The following is a 24,712-nucleotide window of genomic DNA, read 5'->3' as shown; positions in this document are numbered from 1 at the left end:
GAGGTTTACGATTGTTTGCTGTTCGGCGAACTGCGCTTCTAAATTCTCTATTTGGTCTTCAGTCAAGCCAGAAGGATGGGACTCGAAGGATAAGTCATGCCGGTGAGTCAAGTTCGATATTCCTCAGAAAAGTTAGCTAGATGCTAACAGGTCTGACCTAACTCATAAGCAGGGCAAATGCTTGTTGGTGTTTACAACTGCTCTTGGAGGCTTCTCGCAAATCCCTACTGCACGCCGCACTTCTGCAGCCACGGCCCATATTTCTGCCCGGAAACACCCGTGTGATTCGTAAACCACTTCCGCAGATACTCCACCAGCTCATACACCGCGCCCGACTGCCGCTGTTCAAAGCGAACATCAAACTGTGCCAGCCGTCCCAGCAGTCTCTGATGTTCTGCCTTGTGCGCAGCCAGCCCAGGATAGTCATAAAGCGCCAGCAGACGCTCTTCGCTCTCCGCATGGAGCCGCATCAGCTCGGAGACTCGCGCCAGCATCGCTCGCACTACCTTTGACTCGGTGCCCTTCAGCAAAGCCGTTCGAAGCTCATTCAAAGCATCCAACAAAATACCGTGCTGATTGTCCATTGCCTGCACGCCAACGCTGCAGGAGTGATTCCACATGAGAGAAGCCATAGGAGCCTCCACAAACTACCTACCTGTATGAGCACATTTATCGGCAAAAGTTGCGCGATTGGTAGTAGAAGACACCTATGTATTGGTTTAATCCAATAGTACTTCCGGGTCAAAGTCATGCCCCCGAGCCGTTAGAGTAACTGCCGCGGCCAGAATCAGCCCACCCCCGACCCACGCAAACGGCCCCAGTTTGTCACCCAGCAGCTCCACGCCCAGCACCGAACCAAGTGCCGGTTCAATGTTCAGGAACACCCCGGCCCGGCTCGCCGGAACATGATGTATTCCCCAGTTCCAAAGCAGGGTTGTTGTCGCCGTACACAGTACCCCGCTCGCTGCCAGCGCCAGCCACGCCGTCATGCTTACCCTAGCCACCGGCGGCGGACCATCCACCGCAATCACCCAGGCTGCCAGCATCAGAGTTCCTGCCAGGATTCCGTATGCCGTCACCGCCAGCGGCCCATGCACCAGCATCAGGCTCTTGTTCATCAAGATCCATCCCAGCGCGATCGTCAGCGAGAGCACCACCAGTAAATCCCCGGTCAGCGACGGAGCAACACCGGCAGCTCCGGCCTCATGCCCGCCCAATACAATCAACGCCGCCCCTACCGTCGAACCGCCCAGCGCGAGCCATCCCACCCAGTCCAGCCGCTCTCCAGCAAAGATCGTTGCCCCCAGCGCCAGCAGCACCGGCATCGTTCCCACCATTAGCGAAGCGTGGCTCACCGTCGTCCGCGCCAGTCCCTCAAACTGCAACAGAAACTGGATCGGAATCCCCAGCACCGCCGACAACAGCAGCACACCAATCTCTCGCGCCGTCCAGGCCGGTCTTATCGTTCCCACCAACCCGTTTTGGAACTCGCGCCTCGGCCTCGCCGTCCAGGCGATAGGCAGCATGCCCAGGCTGGCAAACAGAAACCGGTACAGCACCATATGCCCCACGCCCATCTCGCGTAGCGCCAGCTTTCCAAAGAAAAATCCTGTCCCCCAAAGGCAGCCTGCCATGGCGCACGCGCCATACCCCAGCCAGTTCAAATTGCGTGGTGTCCGTCCCTGTTGTGTCCGTTCCTGATCCATCCTTTCAACTGTCGCACACCTGTCTCAAACCGGCTCCCATCCTCGCCCCGGATAAGCGACAATGGTGAGCGGTGATGACAAGCTCATTCAGCCCCGGCCTACGCTTCAGGCTCCTGATCCCCAGAGGAATCGCCCTGGCCCTCGCCCTCGCCGCCGTCGGCGTTTCTCGCGCCCAGGCCCAAGCCCAGGATCCATTCGCCTCCATGCTCGCCTCCGCTTCTGCTTCGGCCGATGCCAAAAAGAAGCAGGCTCATGCCGCAGATCAAAACGTCGTTCCCCCCAGTTTCGCCATCCCCGTAGCTCCGCTAGGCTTCGCCCCGCCCGCGGCGTTCTATCTCGGCGACCGCTTTGCCCAGGTTTCGCTTAACTTTCTCGACGAAGACACCCTGCTCTTCACCTTTCGTGTCCCCGGACTCATCGCCCGCGAACCCGCCGGTCCCGGCCAGCCTCTGCAGGACAAACGGCATATTCGCGCGGTAACACTTTCGCTCCCCGACGGCAAAGTCACCGCCGAAGCTCTCTGGGAGCTGCACGACTACAGCCGCTATCTCTGGCCGCTCAAGAGCGGAAAATTCATCCTCCGCGACAGAAACGCCCTTCAGATCGGCGATGCCGCGCTGCATCTCCAGCCATTCCTTCGTTTTCCCGGCCCCGTCAGCTTCATCGAGTTCGCACCCGACCAGGCCCTCATCGTTGCCGATACCAATGAGCCCGCCGCTGCCGACCCAAAATCGGAGACTCCCAAAGCCGAGACACCCAAAGCCGAGACAAAAGACGAGGCCGATGCAACTCAGCAATCCCCGCCATCCACCACCTCTGCCAGCATGGCGGCAAACGACCGGTTCGACGCCGAATTTCAAAAGGCGCAGTCCACGTCCCAGAGCCTGGTCCGCATCCTGCGCATGGATAACCGCAAAGTCATGCTCTTCAGCCGGGTCAACGGCGCCATCCATCTCCCCGTCGACGGCGAGGGATACTACGAGGCCCTGCGCGGAAGCGGCAGCAATTGGATGGTGAGCTACCAATACTTCCAAGGCTCCACAGTATCGCTGGGATGGGTCGAATCCACCTGCAATCCAACCCTGGACGCACTCTCTCCCGGCGTCGTCCTGGCCTCTGCCTGCAACGCCACCGGCGCGCGTCACCTGACCGCTCTTCTGCGAAACAGCGACAAAGACCACGCCCGCCTGTGGGACGCCTCATGCACCGCAACCAGAATCTGGCCGCTCCTCGAAACCTCCTCCGACGGTACGCGGCTCGCCCGCGCAACTCTCGAAGTCACCCATCCCATCGGCCCCTACAACCCCCTCGACGACTCCGATATCCGCGATCAGATCGTTCAGGTCTTCGATGTCGCCAACGGAAAAGTCGAGCTGACCGTCCCGGCCTCGCCCGTCCTCGACGGCGGCGGCAACTTCGCGCTTTCCCCCTCCGGTCAGCGGTTCGCAGTCCTCAATGACGGAGCCATCCAGGTCTACAATCTGCCGCCCGCGCCACCGATCCCTCCACCCCATGCATCCCAGCCGATTCTCGCCAAACCCTGAGCTGCCTTTGTACCCAACGAAAACTCCATGACCGCCCCTTTCGCCGATTTCTGAAATCTCGTTGTAAACTTATCGTTTGGGAGAACTCCGTGGCCACCGCAGTAGTGCGATACACCGCCGCAGCAATCACCGATCGTGGCCGCAAGCGTGCCTCCAACGAGGATGCCTTCGGCTATTCGGTCGAACACGGCGTCTACCTCGTCTGTGACGGCATGGGCGGAGCCGCTGCTGGCGAAATCGCCAGCTCCCTGGCCGTCGAAGAAGTCCTCCGGCTTGTCACAGAAAAAAGAGAAGCCCGCCGCGATCCCCAAAACTCCCAAACCCGGTCCGGCCACACCCAGAATGGAACTTCTGCAGGCCCAATTCCCAAAATCGCCGAAGAAGCCGTTGTAGCCGCCAACGAAGCCATCCACTCCCGCAGCCAGCGCAATCTGCGCCTGAGCGGCATGGGCACCACCCTGGTCGGCCTGCTTGCCGGCCTGCCCGACGAAGAACCCCGCGTCTGGATCCTCAATGTCGGCGACAGCCGCTGCTACCGTCTCCGCAATGGCCACATTCAGCTCTGCACCCACGATCATTCCCTCGTGGAAGAGCAAGTCCGCCTCGGCCGCATGACCCGCGCCGAAGCCGCTCGCTCGCCGCTGCGCAACGTCATCACCCGCGCCCTCGGCACTCAGAAATATGTGACTCCTGACGTAATCGAAGCCGAAGTAGAGCCCGGCGACCTCTTCCTGCTCTGCTCCGACGGCCTCTCCCGCGAACTGAGCGACGAAAAGATCGAGTCCCTGCTGAACACACCCACCCTCAGCTCCGAATCCAGTCCAGCCCAGCTCGAAGAACTATGTTCCCGCCTCATTCAGGCAGCCAACAAAGCCGGTGGCCACGACAACATCACCTGCCTCATCGTCCGTGTGGACTGATTGCCTCCGAAATTCCTTCAAAATCAAAGCATTGTCATCCTGAACGAAGTGAAGGACCTGCTTCTTAACAATCTCCAATGCGATGGAAAGTTGTGGCCTCAAGTTGAAGGGTACGGGCTTCAGCCCGTACATTAGCAACTGCTGCGAATCGGGGCTTTAGCCCCTGAGGTTCGCACCCCACTCTAGGAGTAGCCTGAATGTCCCCCATCCAAACAGTAGCCATAATCGGCGCAGGCACCATGGGCGGCGGCATCGCCCACATCTTCGCCCGCTCCGGTTTTGCTGTCCTCCTCTGTGACATCGACCAAACCCTCCTCGACAAATCTCTAGCCCGCATACGCACCAACCTCGGCAGGGAAGCCGCCAAAGGCAAGCTCACCTCTGACGAAGTCGAAGCCGCCGCTGCCCGCATTCACCTCATCACCGACCGCGACCAGCTCTCCCAAGCCGAATTCGCAATCGAAGCCGCGAGCGAGCGCCTCGAAATCAAGTCCGAGCTATTCCGTTCCCTCGACACAATCCTCCCGCCGTCCGCAATCCTCGCCACCAACACCAGTTCCATCTCCATCACCAAACTAGCCGCCCAGACAAACCGGCCCACGCAGGTCATCGGGATGCACTTCTTCAACCCCGTCCCAGTCATGGCCCTCGTCGAAATCATTCACGGCCTGCAAACCAGCCAAACCACCTTCGAAACCGTTCGCGATCTAGCCGTTCGTCTCGGCAAAACACCCATCGAAGTCAACGATTCCCCCGGCTTCGTTTCCAATCGCGTTCTCATGCCGCTTATCAACGAAGCCGCCTTCACCGTCATGGAAGGCATCGCAACCGCCGAAGCCGTCGATCAGGTCTTCCAACTAGGCATGGCTCACCCCATGGGGCCACTCACCCTTGCGGATTTCATCGGCCTCGACGTCTGCGTCGACATTCTTCGCGTCTTGCATCAAGGCCTCGGCGACCCCAAATACCGCCCCTGCCCGCTCCTCGTTCGCATGGTCGACGCAGGCTGGCTGGGCCGCAAATCCGGCCGCGGCTTTTACACCTATTAACGGGTCAGTTACGAATTCGCAAATCCCATCCCGATTCCGTCCCTCAATTCCACACCGAACAGGACTATGCTCATAAGATGGTGCGTTTCACCGTCCTCGCCTCGGGCTCAAAAGGGAACAGCTCGATCGTCTCCTGCACCCCCGGCACGGGCGGTTCCACACGTGTTCTCGTAGACGCGGGACTCAGTTGCCGCGAGCTATTCCGCCGCATGAAGCAGGTCGGCGAAGACCCCAGCACCCTCGACGCCATCCTCGTCACCCACGAGCACCAGGACCACATCAACGGCCTCGCCGTCACCGCCCGCAAGCTCGGCATCCCCGTCTACTTCACCGAAGCCACCCATCGCGCCTGGGTTCGCCAGGTAACCCCACAAAAACGCATTACCTACGCCGAATGGGCCCAGCAATACCGCGAACAAAAGCAGGCCGCCGAAGCCGCAAATATCCTATCTGAACCAAGCCATAGCGCTACGAACGGCGAAATAAACCTATCCGCTGAAGGGTACGGGCTTCAGCCCGTACATAACACCCATGCAACGACCGGGGCTTTAGCCCCCGAGGTAAGCTTGTCCCCTGCCCAGGAAATCGCTCTTCAAGCCTGCGCCGACCTGAATCCGCCGTCGGAAACAGTCACCGAGGCGCCAAAACCTAATCCCGCCCATCTTCCCAGCGTCTCCTACTTCCGCCCCGGCGAAACCTTCTCCATCGGCGACCTCAGCATCAGCCCCTTCACCATCCCTCATGACGCCGCCGACCCCGTCGGGTTCGTCTTCACCGCCGAAGGTATCCGCCTCGCCATCGCCACCGACCTCGGCTACATGCCGCCCAACGTCCAGGCCCAGCTCCGCCGCTGCGACCTCATCATGCTCGAGTCCAACCACGACCTCGAAATGCTCCGCGACGGGCCGTACCCATGGTCAGTCAAGCAGCGTGTGCTGTCCCGCGTCGGCCATCTCTCCAACGCCGCCGCCTCCGCGTTCCTCGAAGAGACATACGACGGCACGGCGACCTACCTGATCCTCGCCCATCTGTCCGAAAGCAACAATCTGCCCGAGCTGGCCCGCCTCGCCGCCGAACGCGCACTCGTCTCCAAACCGAACCTGCTCGCCAACCGTCTCTACCTCGCCAGCCAGGACGAGCCACTCGATCCTGTTTGCTTTTGAGTGTCATACGGCGATTTACGTAACGGATTCGTAACCGCCATAGGTTACAATAGTGGGATATTCCTTGTTCCAGGAACTTGTCCGGTTCTTCAACCGTACAAGCTGTGGACACTCAAACCTGTTGAGGTCCACCTAGGTCACGAAGTGTTAAAAATGCGAACCAAAACCGCGGCAAAGCGAGTCTAATCTCTATGGCAAGAACCCAATGCACCGACAGGGTAGTTGGAGCCATTCTGGGTAGCTGGCGCTATGACATCTCCGGCATTACTCCCGAGATGCGCCGAGATTACGAACAGCACCTCATAGAATGCGCACACTGCAAAGCACGGCAAAAATTCCATCGATCTCTTGATGGAACCTTGGCTGTCCTCACGGCGCTCTCCATGATTTCCTTTCTCTTCGCTCTGGCTGTCCTGCAGCGCGTCAAGTTCATGGAGCATGTCGCCTTCAACATCCTCGGCTTGGACAAGGTTTCGATGTACCAGATGCTGGTCTCGGCAGCCTTCGCCGGCCTCGGCTTCTCTCTTATCGCCTTTATCCTGGTGCTCGTAACCACGCCAGCCTCTGCCTATCTCGGCGGCATGGCGGCCGAGCGAGCCCGCCTGATCGAAGCGCGCCTGCCCGAAGCAATCCGCTCCCTCAGGCCGCGCTGAGCCAAGCGCAATCAGTCAACCCCAAAAGCCCGCTGCGGATCACTCCGCAGCGGGCTTTTGCATCTCCCGGCATGCGAATTTAGTTGACGCCGCCAACGGCGCACTCCCTATTAATCCATCGAATAAGAATTCTCTGGTCCAGCAAGCCAAAGTGTGCTCCCATAGCTGCGTCCCCCACTGTGAGGTATCGTATGCCCCATTGGATGAAGCCACTAGCTTGTGCCCTGTTTCTGTTTGCGTCCATGCTTTTCTATCGGGCCTCAGCACAGGAAGCAGCCGCGAAGAAAAAGGTAACCAGCGACGCCGATCTCCCCCGAATCAGCTATCCGCTGACCGGCAGCGCCAGCGATCTTCTCGCAGCCGACGACGCCACCTTCGACGCCTTCACCCGCAAAGTAACCGCCGACATCGATTCCATCCTGGCCAGTTATCAGATCGACGACAAGCCCACACTGCGCGGCTATCTCCTGGCAAAATTCAACGCGCAAATCCTTGCCGGCGACCCAAAAGGTGCACTTGCCACCATCAACAAAGTCCGCGATCTTGAGGAGAAGCCTGAAGCCAGAATCACGGACGGCATCCTCTCTCGTCCGTTGCTCAATGCGTGGATCGAAACTGGCTCCAGCAGCGGTCCCGCATTTGCGAGCACCTTCCTTGCCAACTTTCAAAAGGAAGTCAACGCGCTTCCATGGGCCGCAGTGCAGGATACCGTGAAGGAGCTCAAAGCATCCTTTCAAATCATGTCGCCATCCCTCTTTGCCGGTAGCTACAAGGCTAACGTGGACCCGCAAGTGGCCAAAACCGGTAGCATTGACTACTCTGCCGCCGTCAATCTGTTGAGTTCGCGAGTCGTCGTCAAGTTTCAATTGCCATTAAAAGAGCAGATCGAAGCCGTCCTCGTCCCTTACATTCAGGCGCATACAGAGAAAAAACCGGATATCTGGGCCACGCGGGAAGTAACCCTTACCGAGACAGAAAAGTTGACTCCAGTGCGCATCGGCATCTGGGACTCCGGCGTCGACACCGCCCTCTATCCGAAGCAGCTCTTCACCGACCCATCCCCGGGAGTTTTCGGCCCCCACGGCCTGGCGTTCGATCTGGACGGAAAGCCCTACGTTGCCGATCTGCAGCCCCTCACCGCGGAGCAAACCAGTCTTTACCCCAAGGCCCTGGAACTGGAGCAGGGAATGGACGACGCCCAGAACAGCATCGATTCCCCTGCCGCAGACGCAGCCCGCAAATACCTATCCACCACGCCGCCCGACCAGCTCGCGCCATTCCTGAAGCAGTTGAATTTCCTCGGCCAGTATATGCACGGTACCCACGTCGCCGGAATCGCCGTGCGCGGCAATCCCGCAGCCCGCCTCGTCGTCCTTGAGTTCAACGACGGGCTCCCTGATCTGCCTTTCGCGCCCACCGAAGAGTGGGCCAATCGCTTCAAAGCCGATTTCCTCCAGTTAGGCAACTACGTCCGCGAACACAACGTCCGCGTCGTCAACATGAGCTGGGCCGATAGCCAGAGCGAGATCGAGCAGTGGCTGAATAAGACCAGCACCGAAAAAGACCCTGAGTTGCGGAAACAGTTCGCCGCGAAGATCTACCGCATCTGGAAAGAAGCCGTCGAAGGCGCAATCCGGAGCGCGCCCAACACGCTCTTCGTCTGCGCCGCAGGCAACTCCGACAGCAATCCCGGCTTCCTCGGCGACGTCCCCGCCTCCCTCAAAGAGCCCAATCTCCTCACCGTGGGCGCCGTCGATCAGGCAGGCGAAGAGACATCCTTCACCAGCTACGGCCCAACCGTAGTTCTCGACGCCGACGGCTTTCAGGTCGAAAGCTTCGTCCCCGGCGGAACCCGCATGAAGTTCTCAGGCACTTCCATGGCCTCGCCCAACGTAGCTAATCTGGCCGCCAAGCTGATAGCAATCGACCCATCCTTAACCCCAGAAAAAGTCATAGCCCTGATGGAGAAAGCCGCAGACCCCAGCCCAGACGGCCGCCGCCACCTGATCAATCCCAAAGCCACAGTAGCGCTGCTAAAGAATCAGGCCCAGTGACCCGCTCCAGCTTGACGCAAGCCTCTTTTTGTCTTGAAAGGGCGCGGCTTTAGCCGCGCCATAAAGCCACAGAATGAATCCGCGTTTAGGCCCCGAGGGAATGCCTTGGCTGTGGGCCAGTACGAAGGGTACGGGCTTCAGCCCGCACATCAGACCACAGAAATCAAGAGGGCTTTAGCCCCTGAGGCTACTCACTGGCCACATGCAACTGCCGCATAGCTTTGCCTTCGGCGTTCTGAGCGGTTTGCCACATCGTTCACAAGGTGGTCAATAACGAGAAATCCGATGATGCATTACCGCGTCATGATTCGTTTCCTTATATCCCGTAACCCGCTCGTAGTAATCAAGAACAGGCCGAAAGCATACCTGAACTGACTCATGTGGGATTGGAACACCGGTGTTCTTGCGAACTTCCTTGGCCGAGTTCATCGCGTCATGGAACAAACTCGAAGCCAAGGCGAACTCCGCTTCGTCCAACATTGGCATCTCACGCTTACACCGCCAGCACCAGAGCAATCGCATGCAACCAAGCCTTCCCCCAAAACTTCGGCTAACCTTGCCACGGAATCGTCAACCCACCCGTAAGCGACGAAACCCGCTCCACCGAATGCCCGCGGCACCAGGAAGTCAACCCCGTCACCAGCCGCTCCACCGCCCGCGGATCGGCATAACTCGCCGTTCCCGCCTGCACCGCCGTAGCCCCGGCCAGCAGAAACTCGACGGCATCCTCCGCCGTAACAATCCCGCCCATCCCCAGAATCGGCACCGAAACCGCCTTCGCGGTCTCATACACCATCCGCAGCGCAATCGGCTTGATCGCCGGCCCTGAGAGTCCGCCCGTCACATTGCGAATAGTCGGCTGCCGTGTCTCAGCATCGATCGCCATCCCCAGAAAGGTGTTCACCAGCGAGATCGCATCCGCCCCCGCCAGCGCCGCAATCCGTGCCATCTGCGCCACGGAAGTCACATTCGGCGAAAGCTTCACAATCAGCGGCCTCTTCGAAGCAGCCTTGGCCCGCGCCACCAGATATTCCAACGCCCCGGCATCCGCCCCAAATGTCATCCCACCTTCATGCACATTGGGGCAGGAGACATTCAGCTCATAAGCCACAATCCCCGGCGCATCATTGAGCCGCTCGATCACCTGCACATAATCCGTGACCTTGTTCCCAAAGACATTCACAATGCACTTCGCCTTTGGATATCGCGTAAGCTGCGGCAGCTTTTTCTCGATAAACTCCACCACGCCGATATTCTGCAACCCGATGGCGTTCAGCATCCCCGCCGCAGTCTGCACAATACGCGGCGCCTGATTACCCGCCATCGGCTCCAGCGACAGCCCCTTGGTGACAAACGCCCCAATCGCTTCGAGCCCGACAATCTCCTCGAACTCGATCCCATAGCCAAACGTGCCGCTAGCGGCAATAATCGGGTTCGCCAGCTCCACACCGGCAAACCGCACTGTCATATCAGGCTTCAAAGGCAGACATTTCCTCGGAGACGCGTCATCAGATTCTCTACGGCAACTCTAACGATTGATTATAGAAGCCGCCAATCCTGCCCAGTTCCAGCTTGAAACACGGCCAAATTCCACATTCCTCAAACCCAAAGCAGCGGCTGCCGCACCGGATAGTTGCGAATAATCTCCGCATCCTCGGGATCTGGATTCAGCGTCTTCCACAAAGCGATATACTGCTGCCGATCACACGCCAGCCCCGCGAACAGCAATCCCGGAGACCGCACCGGCAGCGCGTCAAAGTGTTCGACATCTTTGGCATAAGGCCACCCGCTCTTATCCTTCAGATACGGATACAAAAACTCCGCAGCCTTGCAAATCCCGCGTCCATCCGCCAACCGGAACGAAAACAGGTCAGTTCCCGTGCCTTTCAGGGATTGACAAAGCGCCGCCATCACATCGAAATTGAAGATCGAATAACTGTAAGGCTTGGTCCTGACCAACTCTTTTGGAAACGACCCATCCACCCCCAATTGCCCGGGCAAAAGAACGTCAGTGTATTGCCGATGGACCTGTTCCCGCGTTTCGCTATCTCCAATCAGCCGCGCAAACTCCGAAGCCTGCAAGGCCCAGCAGGTCGCGTGATTGTTGAGCGCATCCCGCTCCGTCCTTCCCTTATCGCTAGTCTTCATCCATTCCAGATAGCTGCGAAACCAGCTCTTCAGTGCCGCACTCTCCTCCGCCGAAAGCATCGCAGGAGCCACAATACTCGCCGCGCGTGCTACTTCCACCAGATGCAGCGTGTCGATGATCCCGTAAGAGCGGCCAGTCGAAACCCCATGCACTCCCTGCGAAAACTCCAGATTCGGATTCATCCGCGTGGCCGGTGTAACAAACCACGCCAGAAGATGTGCACAGGCGCGCTCTCCGTATCGCTTATCCCGCGTCAGCATCCACGCGGCCGTAAGCGCAGGCACTCGGATCGACAACGCGATCATCGCCTTGCGATGGTCATTGAAATTGTCCGGATTGCTCTGCCCATCCCGATTGACGTAAGGCCCATCCGGATTCTTCGGATCGGGCCAGAAATAGTCCGCCTGAGAAAAATAATCATGCACGCCGCCCGGACTCTTGCTCGACGGGAACGATGTGATCGTCGCCGGCTCGAAATCCATAGCCGCGTTGGCAGCTTTGAGGATTCGCAAGCGGTCGGTTTGCGCGACCAGCCCATACCCGGCCTTCTCGCCCATTAGCACAGGCCGAGCCCAGGAGGTAATTCCCGCAGAACCCGCGAGAGTCGCGAGCCCCCGGCAGAACAACCTTCGGTCGATAGCAGTTGGCTTCACGCGCCCGCATGCTCCGCATCCGGCCACTCCATGCTGCTGCTCCGGCTAGAAACCAGCAGCCGAAAATCGTCGTTCCATTCCAATTCCGGCGGGGGAGTTGCCATCGATGCCTCTTCCTCAGGAAAGATACTGCCGACCTCGTCTATAATCGCAGAGAACCAAGAATTTCTGTAGGAGAAGTTCGCCTCCCGCAGGGCACAGCATCGCCCCCGATTCCGGTCGCGCACATCCGTAAAAGGTCGTCACCCGCTCATGATTCGTTTCCTGCAAAGCAAAGACAATCGCCTCGTTAAGGCCATCTTTATCGTGATCATCGGCGCTGCCGTCATCACGATGGTCGTCACCCTGATCCCCGGCATCTTCCAGACCGACTCCGTGACGGGTGACACCTACGCGACCGTCTACCCGCACTGGTACAGCCGCTTCACCTTCTCCGGCGACACGGTGACCATGACCCGCGTCCAGGAAGTAGCGCAGCAGCAATTGCAGCGCCAGCGCCTGCCTGACTTCGCCCTGCCGTATATGGTGCAGCGCGTCGGCCAGCAGCTCATCCTCCAGAAGGTGCTGCTCGCCAAGGCCGCCAGCCTCGGCGTCCAGGCCAATGACGACGATGTGCGTAACTTCCTCCACACCGGCCAGTACGGCGAATTTCTCTTCCCCAAAGGCCAGTTCATCGGCGAAGAAAAATACCGCCAGTTCATCACCAGCCAGTTCGACATGTCCACTGCGGCCTTCGAAAAGGCGCTTGGCGAAGACATCACTGTCAATCGCCTGCGCTCCTTGATCACCGCCGGCGTCACCGTCAGCGACAGCGAAATTCGCGATCAGTACCGCAAGCAGAACATCAAGATCAAGTTTGACTACGCCGTCATCTCTTCCGATGACCTGCGCAAGCAGATCAACCCCAGCGACGCCGATCTCCAGGGCTTCTTCACCAAGAACGCGGCCCGTTACGCCAACGCCGTTCCGGAAGAGCGCAAGATCACCTACTTCGCTTTTACCGCCGATCAGGTTCCCGGCGGCACGCCCAAAGTCTCCGATCAGGAGATTCAGGCTTACTACAGCGCCCATCAGTCCGAGTACCAGGTGCCCGAACAGGCCCGCTCCCGCCACATCCTGATTAAGTTCCCCGGCGGCGCATCCAAAACCGATGCCGAAGCGAAAGCCAAGGCCGACGCACTCCTCAAGCAGATCCAGGGCGGAGCCGACTTCGCCGAACTCGCCAAAAAGAACTCCGAAGACCCCGGCAGCGGCGCGCAGGGCGGGGAACTCGGCTTTGCCCGTCACGGCGCGATGGTTCCTGAGTTTGACGCCGCCATCTTCGGCCAGAAGATCGGCGACGTGAAAATCGTCCACAGCCAGTTCGGCTACCACATCGTTCAGGTCGAGGAGCGCCAGACCGCGCACACCCAACCTCTCAGCGAAGTCCAGCCTGTCATCCAGTCCACCCTGCTTCGCCAGAAAGAAACCCAGACCGAATCCGCCTACGCGCAGTCCCTCGCTACCGAAGCCGCGAAGAACGGCCTGGCCAAGACCGCCGCAGCCCACCATCTGGAAGTCGTAACCACCCCGTCCCTCAGCGCGCAGGGTGTCATCTCCGGCCTGCCCGATGGTTCGCAGGTGATTGCCAAAGCATTCGCGGCCAAACAGGGCGCCGATCCGGCCTTTGCTCCCAGCGGCGAAGGCTTCGCAATCTTCCAGGTAACCGGCGTCACTCCGCCCCACGCGCCCACCTTCGCCGACTGGAAGGACAAAGTCGCCAAGGACTACGCCGACGAGCGCCTGCCCCAGTTGCTCACCCAGAAGACCAAGGAACTCGCCGACAAGGCCCACGCTCTCAATGATCTGGCAAAAGCCGCGAAAGAGGTCGGAGCCACCGTCAAAACCAGCGATCTCGTCGGCGAATCCGGTCAGGTTCCCGATCTTGGACAGGTCGGCACGGTCGCCCCGGACCTCTTCACTCTGAGCGTCGGTTCCATCAGCGGCCCCATCGACGCACAGCGCACCGGCGTCGTGGCCAAGCTCCTCGATAAGCAGGAACCAACCGCCGACGAGATCACCAAGAACCTGGATCAAACCCGCGAACAAATCCTCGATCAGCGCCGCGAAGAAGTCTTCGGGATCTTCGTATCCAACGCCCAGGATGAGTTCAAGAAGGCTCGTCTCATCCAGGTCAACGCCAAAGCCGCCAAAGGCGGCGTCGACCTCGGACAGTAACATACCCTAGCGTCGAAGGCGCGAATTATCCCAGCCCAGGCCATCGGCCTGGGCTTTTGGGTATTGAGGACCAGAAAGGGGGCTGAAGGTCCGGTCGATCTCTTTTTGCGCACCCAACCTCGGGTATCCATCGGATAATGAAGCCATGCGCTTTCAACGTTCGACTGGCCTTCTGATGCACATCAGCTCCCTGGCTTCCTACGGCGGAATCGGCGACCTCGGCCCTGAGGCATACAACTTCCTTGACTTTCTCGCTGCCGGCAAACAGCACATCTGGCAGGTTCTGCCGCTCTGCCCCACCGGCTACGGCAACTCTCCCTACGCCGGCAGTTCAGCCTTCGCCGGCAATCCCTACCTGATCAGCCTCGAACTCCTCTGCGATTGGGGCTGGATCTCCGGCGACCGCATCGCCAACCTCGCCGGCCGCAACGGCAATGTTGATTTCGAAGACATCGAGAACCGCAAGCAACCCCTGCTTCACGAAGCAGCCCGCAACTTCCTCGACCGCGCTCCCAATGAGCCCCAATTCGAAGGCCAATGGCAGCGTTTCACCGCCTTCTGTAACCAGGAAGCCTCATGGCTCAACGATTACGCCTTTTACGCCGTCCTCCGTCGCCATTTCAATACCGGTGCATGGACCGCCTGGCCCGAGCCGCTGCGCCGCCGCGAACCCGCGGCCATGGCCGATGCCACCGCGCAGTTCGGTCGCGACCTCGCCACCGAACAAGTCCTCCAATTCGCTTTTGAGGAGCAATGGCGCAACCTCCGCGCCGCAGCGGCCAAGCGGAAAATCCGTATTCTCGGCGACATCGCCATCTTCGTCAGCATGGATTCCTCCGACGTCTGGGCAAATCCCGGCCTTTTCCAGCTCGACGAAAACCTCCACCCCATCCGTGTCGCCGGCGTCCCGCCCGACTACTTCTCGCCCACGGGCCAGCGCTGGGGTAATCCCCTCTACCGCTGGGACGTTCTCGCCGAAACCGGCTACGCCTGGTGGGTGCAGCGCATCCGCCGCAGTTGCATGCAATACGACATCGTCCGCCTAGACCACTTCCGCGGCTTCGAAGCCTACTGGTCCATCCCCGCCGAAGAAGAAACCGCAGTCAAGGGAGAATGGATCAAAGCCCCCGGCGCGGAACTCTTCGACCGTCTAGAACACACCCTCGGCCCGCTGCCGCTCGTGGCCGAAGACCTCGGCGTCATCACCCCCGAAGTCGACGCCCTGCGCCTGGGCCAGAAAATGCCCGGCATGCGCGTCCTCCAGTTCGGCTTCGATTCCGTCGAGGCCCACGACCATCTGCCGCACCGCTTCGTCCCCGGCCTCGTCTCCTACACCGGCACGCACGATAACGACACCACCCTCGGCTGGTGGCAAAAGACCTCCAAAACCACCCGCGCCAACCTGGAATCCTACGTTGGCCCCGTCCACGAGACACCGGTCTGGCAGCTCATGCGCGCCAGCTCCTCAAGCGTCGCCGAAATGGCCCTCGTCCCTGCCCAGGATCTGCTCAACCTCGGCTCCGAAGCCCGCATGAACACCCCAGCCATAGCCGGCGGAAACTGGAGCTGGCGTGCCCCCCAAGGCAGTTGGACCCCCGAGCTGGCCGCCCGCCTCGCCGATCTCGTAGACGTCACCGACCGCGACAACGATCCACTGACCCAGTCCGCTGGTCTTACACCCTCCGCGCCAACCACTTCCGCAACGCCAGCCTGAGGCCACTGCGAGTCCTTGCTTTTGTTTTTCTTTCTGTCATTCTCGAAGAGAATCCGCTTTTGCCCTTCGGCCCTAACTTTCCTGGCAGATCATATACCGGTGGTTCAATCGGATTGCTTGCGCAGGCCGCCCAAACAGAAACCCCTGAGCCTCGGTGCAGCCGATCGAATGCAAGTATCGCAACTGGTCGAGCGTTTCCACCCCCTCAGCGGTTACAGCGACTCCAAAGCCGCTAGCCATCGCCACGATCGCCTTAACCAGCAAACTTGCATGCTTTTCCTCCGGCAATCCCTGAATGAAGCTTCGATCAACCTTCACGCGGTCGAAAGGAAAGTCGCGCAAACAACTCAGCGACGAAAACCCCGTCCCAAAATCGTCCAGCGCGATTCGGACGCCAAGATCGTGCAGCTCCCGCAGCGCCGTGAGCGTCATATTGCAATTTTGGAGCAGCACGGATTCAGTGATTTCAAGCTCCAGACATTTTGGCGCCATGCCGGACATAGCCAGGCAATCTCTCACTGTGTTCGCAAACACTCCGGTTCTTAGCTGAACAGCGGATACATTGACCGCCACCTTGAGATTCGACGGCCAAAGCGCAGCCGTCCGTATAGCCTTTTCAAGCACCCATTCGCCAATCGGTACAATGAGCCCGCAATCCTCCGCCGCCGAGATAAATTCCAAAGGCGAAACCACTCCGCGAGTCGGGTGATTCCAACGCAGTAGAGCCTCGTATCCCATAATTCGGCCCGCTGCCAGATCGATCAACGGCTGGTAATAGACCTCCAGTTCGCCACGCAGCAGCGCATAACGCAGATCCTGCTCAATCGATCGCCGGGAGGCCATTTCAACATCCAAAGAGCAGTCAAAAAAGCAATACGGTGCGGGACGCATTGCCTTGGCTCGATTCAACGCCAGGTCCGCGTTCGTGAGAATCCGATCCATATCGTGCCCGTCCTGCGGTCCGAGGGCTATTCCGATACTGACTGCCGCAATCACTTGCTGGGAACAAATCTCGAAAGGCTCCCGCAGCAATTCCGCAACCCGGATGGCCAGCGCCTCCACGTCATTCGGTCCCGAGATACCTGTCTGAATAATGGCAAAATCGTCTCCTCCAGCGCGCGCAATCGTATCTCCCTCCCGAATGCACTGGTCCAGCCTTCGTGCCAAAGCCTTCAGTAACTCGTCCCCAACGGGGTGGCCAAATGTGTCATTGATGCAATTGAGATTGTCTAACTCAAGGCTCAGCAAAGCAAAGGGAGTTCCGCGATCTGCCTGCGCTACCGCGCGCATGAGATTCTCAAGAAACAATGCCCTGTTTGGGATCCCTGTCAATCCGTCATAATGCGCCATTTGCTCGATCACAAGCGCCGAGTTCCTGCGTTCAGAGATATCCTCAACGACTACCACCCATCCGCCGCCGGGAAGCGATTCTTCGCGTATGGAGATATAGCGTTCCATTGTGTCGGAAACACGGCGGAGTTCACGTTGCACGCCAGCCTCGCGCCTGAGACAGAAGTCCTTATACAGAGCTTCGACCGGCTGAGCCCCCGCTCCTGCCTCGACAATAGCCCGAAGTCCCATTCCAGACCGGACGTTTCCCTTCGACAAACCCAATAAGTCGAAGAACTTATCATTCGCAAACACCAGCGCCTCAGCGTTATCGAAGATCGCCATGCCTGCCGGCGCATGCCCGAGCGCAACCTCAAGCTGCTGTGTTATCCCAGCAACAGACTCCTTTGCGCCGAAAACGCCCGCATCTTTCCCCCGGGTTACCGCAAACTCGATCACTCCCTCGCGACCGTACATGGGTTCATTGCGGACTATCGCCGGAAAGCCATGACTGTCCTTCCCCGCGCGCAAATCCTCTGTTTCACTGTCTGCATAGCCGTTCGCAAACTCTGCCGTCCCGCTCCAATGACTTACCGTAGCGTCCGGGTTAACAACATGGATTGGGCAGCCAGCCTCGGGCTTGAGTGATTCTTGCGTGCGATCATCGCACCGGCTGGCTGACAACTTCCTAGTTACCATTGTTATCCTCGTGGTCACTGGACTGATTACTTCAGATGTGCCCGAGTGTTACATGGCTCTTATGAGTGACACAATCCCCTGAATGCGTCACGGCGCCGAACCTTGTTATGGAAGGCAAGGAATGGGCGCGCCGTTCCTGCGCCTCTCCATACTCGGCAAGTTACAACTCTGAGATGAGAATTGTGATTTCCGCTCGAGATTCGTTCCTAATTTCGTTACGGAATGCGCAATTTGTGCAGAATTGCGGTCCAAATGCGCATAACCATGCCCCAAAAAGGTCAACGTAGCATAGCGCAACACGAATTCGCAGGATTACGCGCCAAACTGCTCCTCGCTCACCTGCTCCATCCAATCGACAGTCTTCCCGTCCAGCTTTTCCTGGATGGCGAAGTGGGTCATCGCCGTAGTTTGCGAAGCCCCGTGCCAATGCTTCTCTCCCGGCGCAAACCAGATCACATCGCCGGGCCTAATCTCTTCAATCGGACCACCCCAGCGCTGCGCCCTGCCGCAGCCCGAGGTGACAATCAGCGTCTGGCCAAGCGGATGTGTATGCCACGCGGTGCGTGCGCCGGGCTCGAAAGTGACCTGAGCGCCGACGACCCGCGCCGGATCGGGCGCAGTGAATAGCGGATCAATCCGCACCATGCCAGTAAACCAATCCGAAGGTCCCTTTGCTGAAGCTTGTATGCCGATCCTCTTAATTTCCACGCGCGCCATCCTCTCCGTTGTCGTTTCTATCTTCCAATCTCTCATGGTTTACCGGCGAATCTTCAGCCGCGAATCACGCATTGCCTTCACGCGGCATGATCCGGACTGTCGCAGCGCGGGCGCGTTTGCCTATCATCGGATCGAGATACGGGCTGCCACCGTATTTCGTCCGGTAAGCGTCATCAATGCGATCATTGATGCCATCATTCATCGGACCCTCTGCCGGACCGAATTCGACCTCCTTCGTCATGCCCGCGGCCGTGATCCGTCCCGCCTTCTGCCGCACTGCAGCCTGATACCATCGAGAGCTTGTCCCGTTGTAGCCCCGCACGTAGAGCGCATCATCGACCGCAACCGACCATATCCATGTCGGAGTGCCATATGTCTTCCCATCCTCACGGAAAGGCGCTATATGCAAGTCATCGGCCTCCGCAATCCTGCGCAATTCGTCCTTCTTCCATGGAGTCATTCTCATTCCCCTGATAAGAACTAGTTCGCGATACATGGCCAACGCAGCGCAACTAGCTCAATAATGCTCCCAGGTGACAGATCAGTGTTCCTCGGGCCGGGCAGATCGGATGGTCAACCGTTCGTCCTGGGTGAACTCGTAAACGCGAGACAGGTCCTTGCCGACCAACAACCCTAAATACAGAGCCTTCATACTCGATCTCTCCGCGCCGCCATCGGCCAAGCCGCCCAACAGTCTAGAGTCCGGTCATCGCCTCCAGGTGCTCCGGATATCGCGCACCCTCCACGACAATCTTCGATGCCACGCTTTCAATCTGCGCAAGATCGTTCTCCGAAAGCTCAATCGCAGCAGCCCCGATATTCTCTTCCAGCCGATGCAGTTTCGTCGTGCCCGGAATCGGCACAATCCACGGCTTCTGCGCCAGCAGCCAAGCCAGCGCAATCTGCGCCGGAGTAGCTTTCTTAGCTTCGCCGACATTAGTCAAAAGATTGACCAGCGCCTGGTTCGCAATCCGAGCCTCCGGCCTGAAGCGAGGGATCGAACTCCGAATGTCGGTGCTGGCGAACGTAGCGTTCTCGTCGATCTTTCCCGTCAGAAATCCTTTGCCAAGCGGACTGAATGGGACGAATCCGATGCCCAGCTCTTCGAGCATCGGGATGATCTCCTCCTCAGGCGTCCTATGCCAAAGCGAGTATTCGCTCTGAAGCGCTGCAACCGGCTGCACAGCATGAGCGCGGCGAATGGTGTTAGCGCCAGCCTCCGACAAGCCGAAGTGCTTGACCTTGCCCTCAGCAATCAGCTCCTTCACCGCGCCAGCCACGTCTTCAATCGGAACTTTAGGATCGACCCGGTGCTGGTAGAAGAGATCAATCGTGTCGACCCTGAGCCTCTTGAGCGAAGCCTCCGCAACCTGACGAATCCGAGCCGGGCTGCTGTCCGTGCCCTTCGGGCCGTGGCTCCCATCCGGATTGATATCAAATCCGAACTTCGTAGCAATCGCTACCTGCCCGCGAAACGGCGCAAGACCGTCGCCCACCAGCTCTTCATTGTTAAACGGCCCATAGACCTCAGCCGTATCGAAAAAAGTAACGCCGCGCTCCACCGCCCCACGAAGCAGAGCAATCGCCTCATGCTTTTCCGGGAAGGGCTTGTAGGAAAAGCTCATTCCCATGCAGCCAAGCCCAATCGCCGACACTTCCAGATTGTTGCTACCCAACTTACGCTTTTGCATTTGTCTCCCCAAATGGTCGGGGTGCTATTCCGATTTGAGCGAAGCCATATCGATCGAGAACCGATACTTCACATCCGACTTGAGCAGCCGCTCGTACGCTTCGTTGACCTTCTGAATCGGAATTACCTCAACATCGGAAGTAATGTTGTGTTTCCCGCAGAAATCCAGCATCTCCTGCGTCTCCGCCAATCCCCCAATCGGCGAACCTGAAATGCTGCGCCGTCCCATGATCAGCCCGAATACCCCGACCGCCAGCGGATTCTCCGGCGCGCCCACCATCGTGAGATTCCCGTCGCGACGCAAGAGGTTGATGTAGGCGTTGATATCGTGATCCGCGGCAACGGCGTCGAGAATGAAGTCGAAGCTCCCCGCATGCTTTGCCATCTCATCCGCATTGCGTGAAATCACAACCTCATCGGCTCCCAGCCGCAGCGCATCGTCCTTCTTGCCCGGCGAAGTGGTAAACACAACCGTGTGCGCTCCAAATGCGTGCGCAAACTTCACGCCCATGTGCCCCAGTCCGCCAAGGCCAACAATGCCGACCTTCTTACCCTTGGCCACACCCCAATGCCGCATCGGCGAGTAAGTCGTGATCCCGGCGCAAAGCAACGGCGCAGCGCCCGCAAGATCCAGGTTCGATGGAACCTTCACAACAAAGTGGTCCTTAACCACAATGCTTTCCGAATAACCTCCATAGGTAACTCCGCCCGTATGCTTGTCCGGAAAGTTATAAGTCAACGTGAAATTCTGACAAAACTGCTCAAACCCGGCCTTGCATTCAGGGCAGGTGCCATCCGAGTCCACCAGGCAACCCACAGCCGCAAGGTCTCCCGGCTTGAACTTCGTCACAGCAGAGCCAACCTTCGTCACCCGGCCAACAATCTCGTGTCCCGGCACGCAGGGATAAACCGTCGGCATCACGCCGCTCCACTCATTGCGGGCCTGGTGAAGATCAGAGTGGCAGATCCCGCAGAATAAAATCTCGATCTGCACGTCATGCTCGGTCGGTTCCCGGCGGGCAATCGTGGTGGAGGCAAACGGCGATGTCGCGCTCGCGACAGAATAAGCTTTTGCGTTGTACATGAATCTTCCTCAACCTTCCCTACAAATGGCGAGCAATTCGCTCGTGAATCAGACTACGGGAGGCAGCAATTTCAGCGGTATCCCAATCCTGCCAATCTATTGCCCAATCCTGTCGATGCTCAGATTTTTGTGCATACCCTCCCGCATCGGAGGTACGCTGGTTTGGAGGGAGTGGCAGGGCTCAGATGACGAACCACAAAGACAGGAACGGAGACTACGCAGTTGCAACGAAAAGGGATGAACAGGCCCGCCAGATTTTGGCCCGCAAGATCGCTGCGCACGCCATTGCCGAAGGAGACATGCTCACCGCAATACCGGGCCTGCGCCTCTACCGCCGCAGCCAGCCCACCCCCTGCGCCTCAGCCGCCTACGAACCAAGTCTGGTCGTCTTCGTGCAGGGAAAAAAACAGGTCAACGTCGGCAAAACCACCTACGTCTGCGACGAGTCGACCTTCCTGCTCACCTCCGTCGATCTGCCCGTCGTCAGCCAGGTCGTCGAAGCCACCGAAGAAGTCCCATTGCTCGGCCTGATCCTCAAACTCGAAATGCCCGCCGTCCGCGAAATTCTCTCCCAGCAGGAGTTTCACGTTCGCGAGGACTCCGCCGACGCACGCGGCATGGCCATCGGGGTCACCTCCATCGAACTCCTCGATGCCTGCGCCCGCCTAGTCGACCTCATCGACACGCCGCAGGACATCCCCTTCCTCGGCAGCCTCATCCAGCGCGAAATCGTCTTCCGTCTCCTGCGCAGCCCGCAGGGAAAGCATCTCCGCGCCATCGCAACCCTGGGCGAACAAAGCCATCGCACTTCCAAGGCCGTCGAATGGCTGCGCATCAACTACGCCAAGCCCCTGCGCATCGACGAACTCGCAGCCATGGCCCGCATGGGCGTATCGACCCTCCATCATCAGTTCCGATCCCTCACCGCCATGAGCCCGCTGCAATACCAGAAGCACGTTCGCCTGCACGTAGCCAGAGAACGCATGTTGAATCACGGCCTCGACGCTGCCAGCGCCGCCTTCGAAGTCGGCTACGAAAGCGCCAGCCAATTCAATCGCGAGTACAGCCGCTTCTTCGGCCAGCCTCCAATGCGCGACGTCAAAGCCCGCCGTCAGACAGGCTCAGCAACAAGCCAAGCCTGAACAGGCTGCCGGAAAAAGCCGGCTTGGAGGAATTGCCCAGTTGTTCGCTCGCACGTATCGGAATGACCATTCAATCTCCTTCAGCATCGCTAAACTCCGGACTGATCTGCCGAAAATCGAGATTCCGGCCGAAGGCAGAACATGGAGGCAACGGTATGTTTCACATACTCTGGTATTTAATAATCGGGCTACTCGCGGGGCTTATCTCGAAATCAATAATGCACATCCATATGACTCTCTTCTGGACAATCGTTCTCGGCATCATAGGATCGGTCCTCGGCGGCGCCGTTACCCATATGTTTTCTCGCCCGAGGAACGAACGATATCATCCAGCCGGCCTCATTTTTTCGACACTGGGCGCTCTCCTGATTCTCTTTCTTTGCTATAAGCTGAACATCCATTTCCCCACGATCTGACCCCGCATCCCCATGAGCCGACCGCGCCCTTCCAGGGCGCTCCCGGTACGCTATCGAAAAGCGAGCCTAAGGCCTCGCTCGCACAACTGACCGCAAACATCCTCGTCGTTCCCTCTCATAGTCCGGCCAAAGGCGGCATACCATCCCATTGGTTGTGCGTTCAACTCGCGCCCACAGTCCAATGCGCGTTTCCAACCCGACTGCGGCCAGCGATTTTGAGTTCCGCTTGGTCGCCTAACCGGAATTCGGAAGGGACAGAGTCGATGGCATACTCAATCGTTCAGGGATCGGCTCCCGCCGGTGCAAGCGCCTCGCCGGATACCATTGCGTCTCACATGCTCCCCCGCAGTATCATCAATACAAATGGCTAATTCAGCTCACCCCCTCCAGCTAGCCTTCGATCACGCCCTCGAATACATCGCCCAGCCTCAAGCCCGCGTGGCCGGAACCGCGACCCTTGATGACCTCCGCTCCGCCCTCGGCGTCGAGCTGACCGACACCGGCCTCGATCCTGCCACAGTCATCGAAGACCTCATCGAAGCCTGCAAAGACGGCCTCAATCGCTCCTCCGGCAGCCGCTTCTTCGGCTGGGTCATTGGCGGCAGCCTTCCCTCCGCACTTGCCGCCGATCTCCTCACCTCGGCTTGGGATCAGAACGCCGCCATCTACGCCCACTCCCCCGCCGCTGCCGTCGTCGAAGAGGTAGCCGGAGCCTGGCTCAAAGACATCCTCAACATTCCCTCCACCGCCAGCTTCGCCTTTACCAACGGCTGCCAGATGGCCCACTTCACAGCGCTTGCCGCAGCGCGCCATCACGTCCTCGCCGGCTTCGGTATTGACATCGAAGAAGCCGGCCTCGCCGCCGCTCCCGCCATCCGCGTCTTCACCAGCCGCAAGGTCCATGCCTCATCCGTCGCCGCCATCCGCATGCTCGGCATCGGTTCCTCCAACATCCACTACCTGGCCGGCAACGACGCAGGCCAGCTACTGCCCGAAGCTCTCGAAACAGCTTTGCAACAGGCAGGCTACCTTCCGTCCATCGTCATCCTTCAGGCCGGAGATGTGAACGAAGGCATCTACGACGACTTCGCCGCACTCATCCCTATCGCTCACCGCCACAACGCCTGGGTCCACATCGACGGCGCCTTCGGCCTCTGGGCCGCCGCATCCCCCAGCCACGCGCATCTGCTCAACGGCTCTTACCTCGCTGACTCCTGGGTCATCGATGGACACAAATGGCTCAATGTCCCCTACGATTCCGCCTACGCCTTCGTCGCGCATCCCGAATCGCATCAGGCGGCCATGTCGAAAGGCGCCGCCTACATCGCAGCAAGCACCAACGCGCGCGACCAGATCAACTTCAATCCCGAAATGTCGCGCCGCGCCCGAGGCTTCGCCACCTACGCCGCACTCCGCGAACTGGGCCGCAACGGCATCGCCTCTCTCGTCGATCGCTGCTGCCGCTTCGCTACCCAACTCACATCGCGTATCGGTGCGTTGCCACACGCGAGGGCGCTCAATACGCCTGTCATCAACCAGGGCCTCGTCCGCTTCCTGAACCCATCGCCCACCGCCACCGCGGCAGATCATGACTTATTCACGGACCAGATCATCGCTGCCATCTGTGCCGAAGGCACAGTCTTCTTCACCGGCACCACATTCCAGGGCCAACGGGCCATGCGCATCAGCGTCTGCAACTGGCAAACCAACGACGAAGACATCGACGCAATCGTCAGCGCCGTCGAGCGTGTTATCGCGACGGCTGCCAATCAGCTCGCTGTTCCACATTCTTAGTAACCGGTAACACCAAAGG

General features: G+C 59.1%; 20 protein-coding genes. 11 read left to right on the top strand and 9 right to left on the bottom strand.

Annotation, left to right across the window (positions count from 1 at the left end; translation table 11 throughout):
• Positions 1–224: 224 nt before the first annotated feature.
• Together OHL23_RS13075 and OHL23_RS13070 are read right to left on the bottom strand one after the other, a co-directional pair.
• Positions 225–632: a bacteriohemerythrin gene (locus OHL23_RS13075; protein ID WP_263352325.1), complete on the bottom strand. Its 408-nt coding sequence runs from the start codon at positions 630–632 to the stop codon at positions 225–227.
• Between the two features lie 87 nt (positions 633–719).
• Positions 720–1,706, bottom strand: coding sequence for a DMT family transporter (locus OHL23_RS13070; RefSeq protein WP_263352324.1), 987 nt, complete (start codon positions 1,704–1,706; stop codon positions 720–722).
• Between the two features lie 74 nt (positions 1,707–1,780).
• Between OHL23_RS13070 and OHL23_RS13065 the strand changes: the two genes are divergently transcribed.
• The 6 genes from OHL23_RS13065 to OHL23_RS13040 all read left to right on the top strand — a co-directional run bounded on the left by OHL23_RS13065 (position 1,781) and on the right by OHL23_RS13040 (position 9,089).
• The gene (locus tag OHL23_RS13065; RefSeq protein WP_263352323.1) at positions 1,781–3,250 is read left to right on the top strand and encodes a hypothetical protein; all 1,470 of its coding nucleotides are present in this window, start codon (positions 1,781–1,783) and stop codon (positions 3,248–3,250) included.
• A gap of 89 nt (positions 3,251–3,339) precedes the next feature.
• Positions 3,340–4,170, top strand: coding sequence for a PP2C family protein-serine/threonine phosphatase (locus OHL23_RS13060; RefSeq protein ID WP_263352322.1), 831 nt, complete (start codon positions 3,340–3,342; stop codon positions 4,168–4,170).
• Positions 4,171–4,367: 197 nt separating this feature from the next.
• The gene (locus OHL23_RS13055) at positions 4,368–5,219 is read left to right on the top strand and encodes a 3-hydroxybutyryl-CoA dehydrogenase (protein ID WP_263352321.1); all 852 of its coding nucleotides are present in this window, start codon (positions 4,368–4,370) and stop codon (positions 5,217–5,219) included.
• 77 nt (positions 5,220–5,296) lie between these two features.
• Positions 5,297–6,382, top strand: coding sequence for an MBL fold metallo-hydrolase (locus OHL23_RS13050; RefSeq protein WP_263352320.1), 1,086 nt, complete (start codon positions 5,297–5,299; stop codon positions 6,380–6,382).
• 191 nt (positions 6,383–6,573) lie between these two features.
• Positions 6,574–7,035, top strand: coding sequence for a hypothetical protein (locus OHL23_RS13045; RefSeq protein ID WP_263352319.1), 462 nt, complete (start codon positions 6,574–6,576; stop codon positions 7,033–7,035).
• A 191-nt stretch (positions 7,036–7,226) separates the two neighbouring features.
• Positions 7,227–9,089, top strand: coding sequence for a S8 family peptidase (locus OHL23_RS13040; protein WP_263352318.1), 1,863 nt, complete (start codon positions 7,227–7,229; stop codon positions 9,087–9,089).
• A gap of 550 nt (positions 9,090–9,639) precedes the next feature.
• Here OHL23_RS13040 and OHL23_RS13035 read toward each other — a convergent pair.
• Entirely contained in the window at positions 9,640–10,569 is a 930-nt protein-coding gene (locus OHL23_RS13035) for a dihydroorotate dehydrogenase (RefSeq protein ID WP_317891682.1), read from the bottom strand.
• A 119-nt stretch (positions 10,570–10,688) separates the two neighbouring features.
• Positions 10,689–11,891, bottom strand: coding sequence for an alginate lyase family protein (locus tag OHL23_RS13030; protein ID WP_263352317.1), 1,203 nt, complete (start codon positions 11,889–11,891; stop codon positions 10,689–10,691).
• Between the two features lie 252 nt (positions 11,892–12,143).
• Between OHL23_RS13030 and OHL23_RS13020 the strand changes: the two genes are divergently transcribed.
• Both OHL23_RS13020 and malQ read left to right on the top strand, forming a co-directional pair.
• Positions 12,144–14,108 carry a peptidylprolyl isomerase gene (locus tag OHL23_RS13020; protein WP_317891681.1) on the top strand — a complete coding sequence of 655 codons (1,965 nt, stop codon included), beginning with the start codon at positions 12,144–12,146 and terminating at the stop codon, positions 14,106–14,108.
• Positions 14,109–14,253: 145 nt separating this feature from the next.
• Positions 14,254–15,822: a 4-alpha-glucanotransferase gene (malQ, locus tag OHL23_RS13015; RefSeq protein ID WP_263352316.1), complete on the top strand. Its 1,569-nt coding sequence runs from the start codon at positions 14,254–14,256 to the stop codon at positions 15,820–15,822.
• A gap of 72 nt (positions 15,823–15,894) precedes the next feature.
• On the opposite strand, the gene OHL23_RS13010 is transcribed toward malQ, so the two are convergent.
• The 5 genes from OHL23_RS13010 to OHL23_RS12990 form a co-directional block, all read right to left on the bottom strand.
• Complete coding sequence (locus OHL23_RS13010) at positions 15,895–17,850, bottom strand: putative bifunctional diguanylate cyclase/phosphodiesterase (RefSeq protein ID WP_263352315.1); 1,956 nt, start codon at positions 17,848–17,850, stop codon at positions 15,895–15,897.
• A 312-nt stretch (positions 17,851–18,162) separates the two neighbouring features.
• Positions 18,163–18,558, bottom strand: a complete 396-nt coding sequence (locus OHL23_RS13005; protein ID WP_263352314.1) for a (R)-mandelonitrile lyase — start codon at positions 18,556–18,558, stop codon at positions 18,163–18,165.
• Positions 18,559–18,631: 73 nt separating this feature from the next.
• A complete protein-coding gene (locus OHL23_RS13000; protein ID WP_263352313.1) occupies positions 18,632–19,027 on the bottom strand; it encodes a DUF2255 family protein in 396 nt (131 codons plus the stop codon).
• 235 nt (positions 19,028–19,262) lie between these two features.
• The gene (locus tag OHL23_RS12995) at positions 19,263–20,258 is read right to left on the bottom strand and encodes an aldo/keto reductase (protein ID WP_263352312.1); all 996 of its coding nucleotides are present in this window, start codon (positions 20,256–20,258) and stop codon (positions 19,263–19,265) included.
• 24 nt (positions 20,259–20,282) lie between these two features.
• Complete coding sequence (locus tag OHL23_RS12990; protein ID WP_263352311.1) at positions 20,283–21,341, bottom strand: NAD(P)-dependent alcohol dehydrogenase; 1,059 nt, start codon at positions 21,339–21,341, stop codon at positions 20,283–20,285.
• 185 nt (positions 21,342–21,526) lie between these two features.
• Here OHL23_RS12990 and OHL23_RS12985 point away from each other — a divergent pair, with 185 nt between their 5' ends.
• From OHL23_RS12985 to OHL23_RS12980, 3 genes are all read left to right on the top strand, one after another.
• Positions 21,527–22,483: an AraC family transcriptional regulator gene (locus OHL23_RS12985; protein ID WP_263352310.1), complete on the top strand. Its 957-nt coding sequence runs from the start codon at positions 21,527–21,529 to the stop codon at positions 22,481–22,483.
• A 62-nt stretch (positions 22,484–22,545) separates the two neighbouring features.
• A complete protein-coding gene (locus OHL23_RS28850; RefSeq protein WP_396127359.1) occupies positions 22,546–22,899 on the top strand; it encodes a GlsB/YeaQ/YmgE family stress response membrane protein in 354 nt (117 codons plus the stop codon).
• Positions 22,900–23,262: 363 nt separating this feature from the next.
• Entirely contained in the window at positions 23,263–24,693 is a 1,431-nt protein-coding gene (locus OHL23_RS12980; RefSeq protein WP_263352309.1) for a pyridoxal phosphate-dependent decarboxylase family protein, read from the top strand.
• Positions 24,694–24,712 lie beyond the last annotated feature (19 nt).

The sequence above is a fragment of the Acidicapsa acidisoli genome, assembly GCF_025685625.1.
GTDB lineage: Bacteria > Acidobacteriota > Terriglobia > Terriglobales > Acidobacteriaceae > Acidicapsa > Acidicapsa acidisoli.
Note: the sequence above shows the minus strand (reverse complement) of the source record. Positions and strands in the feature narration are given on the sequence as shown.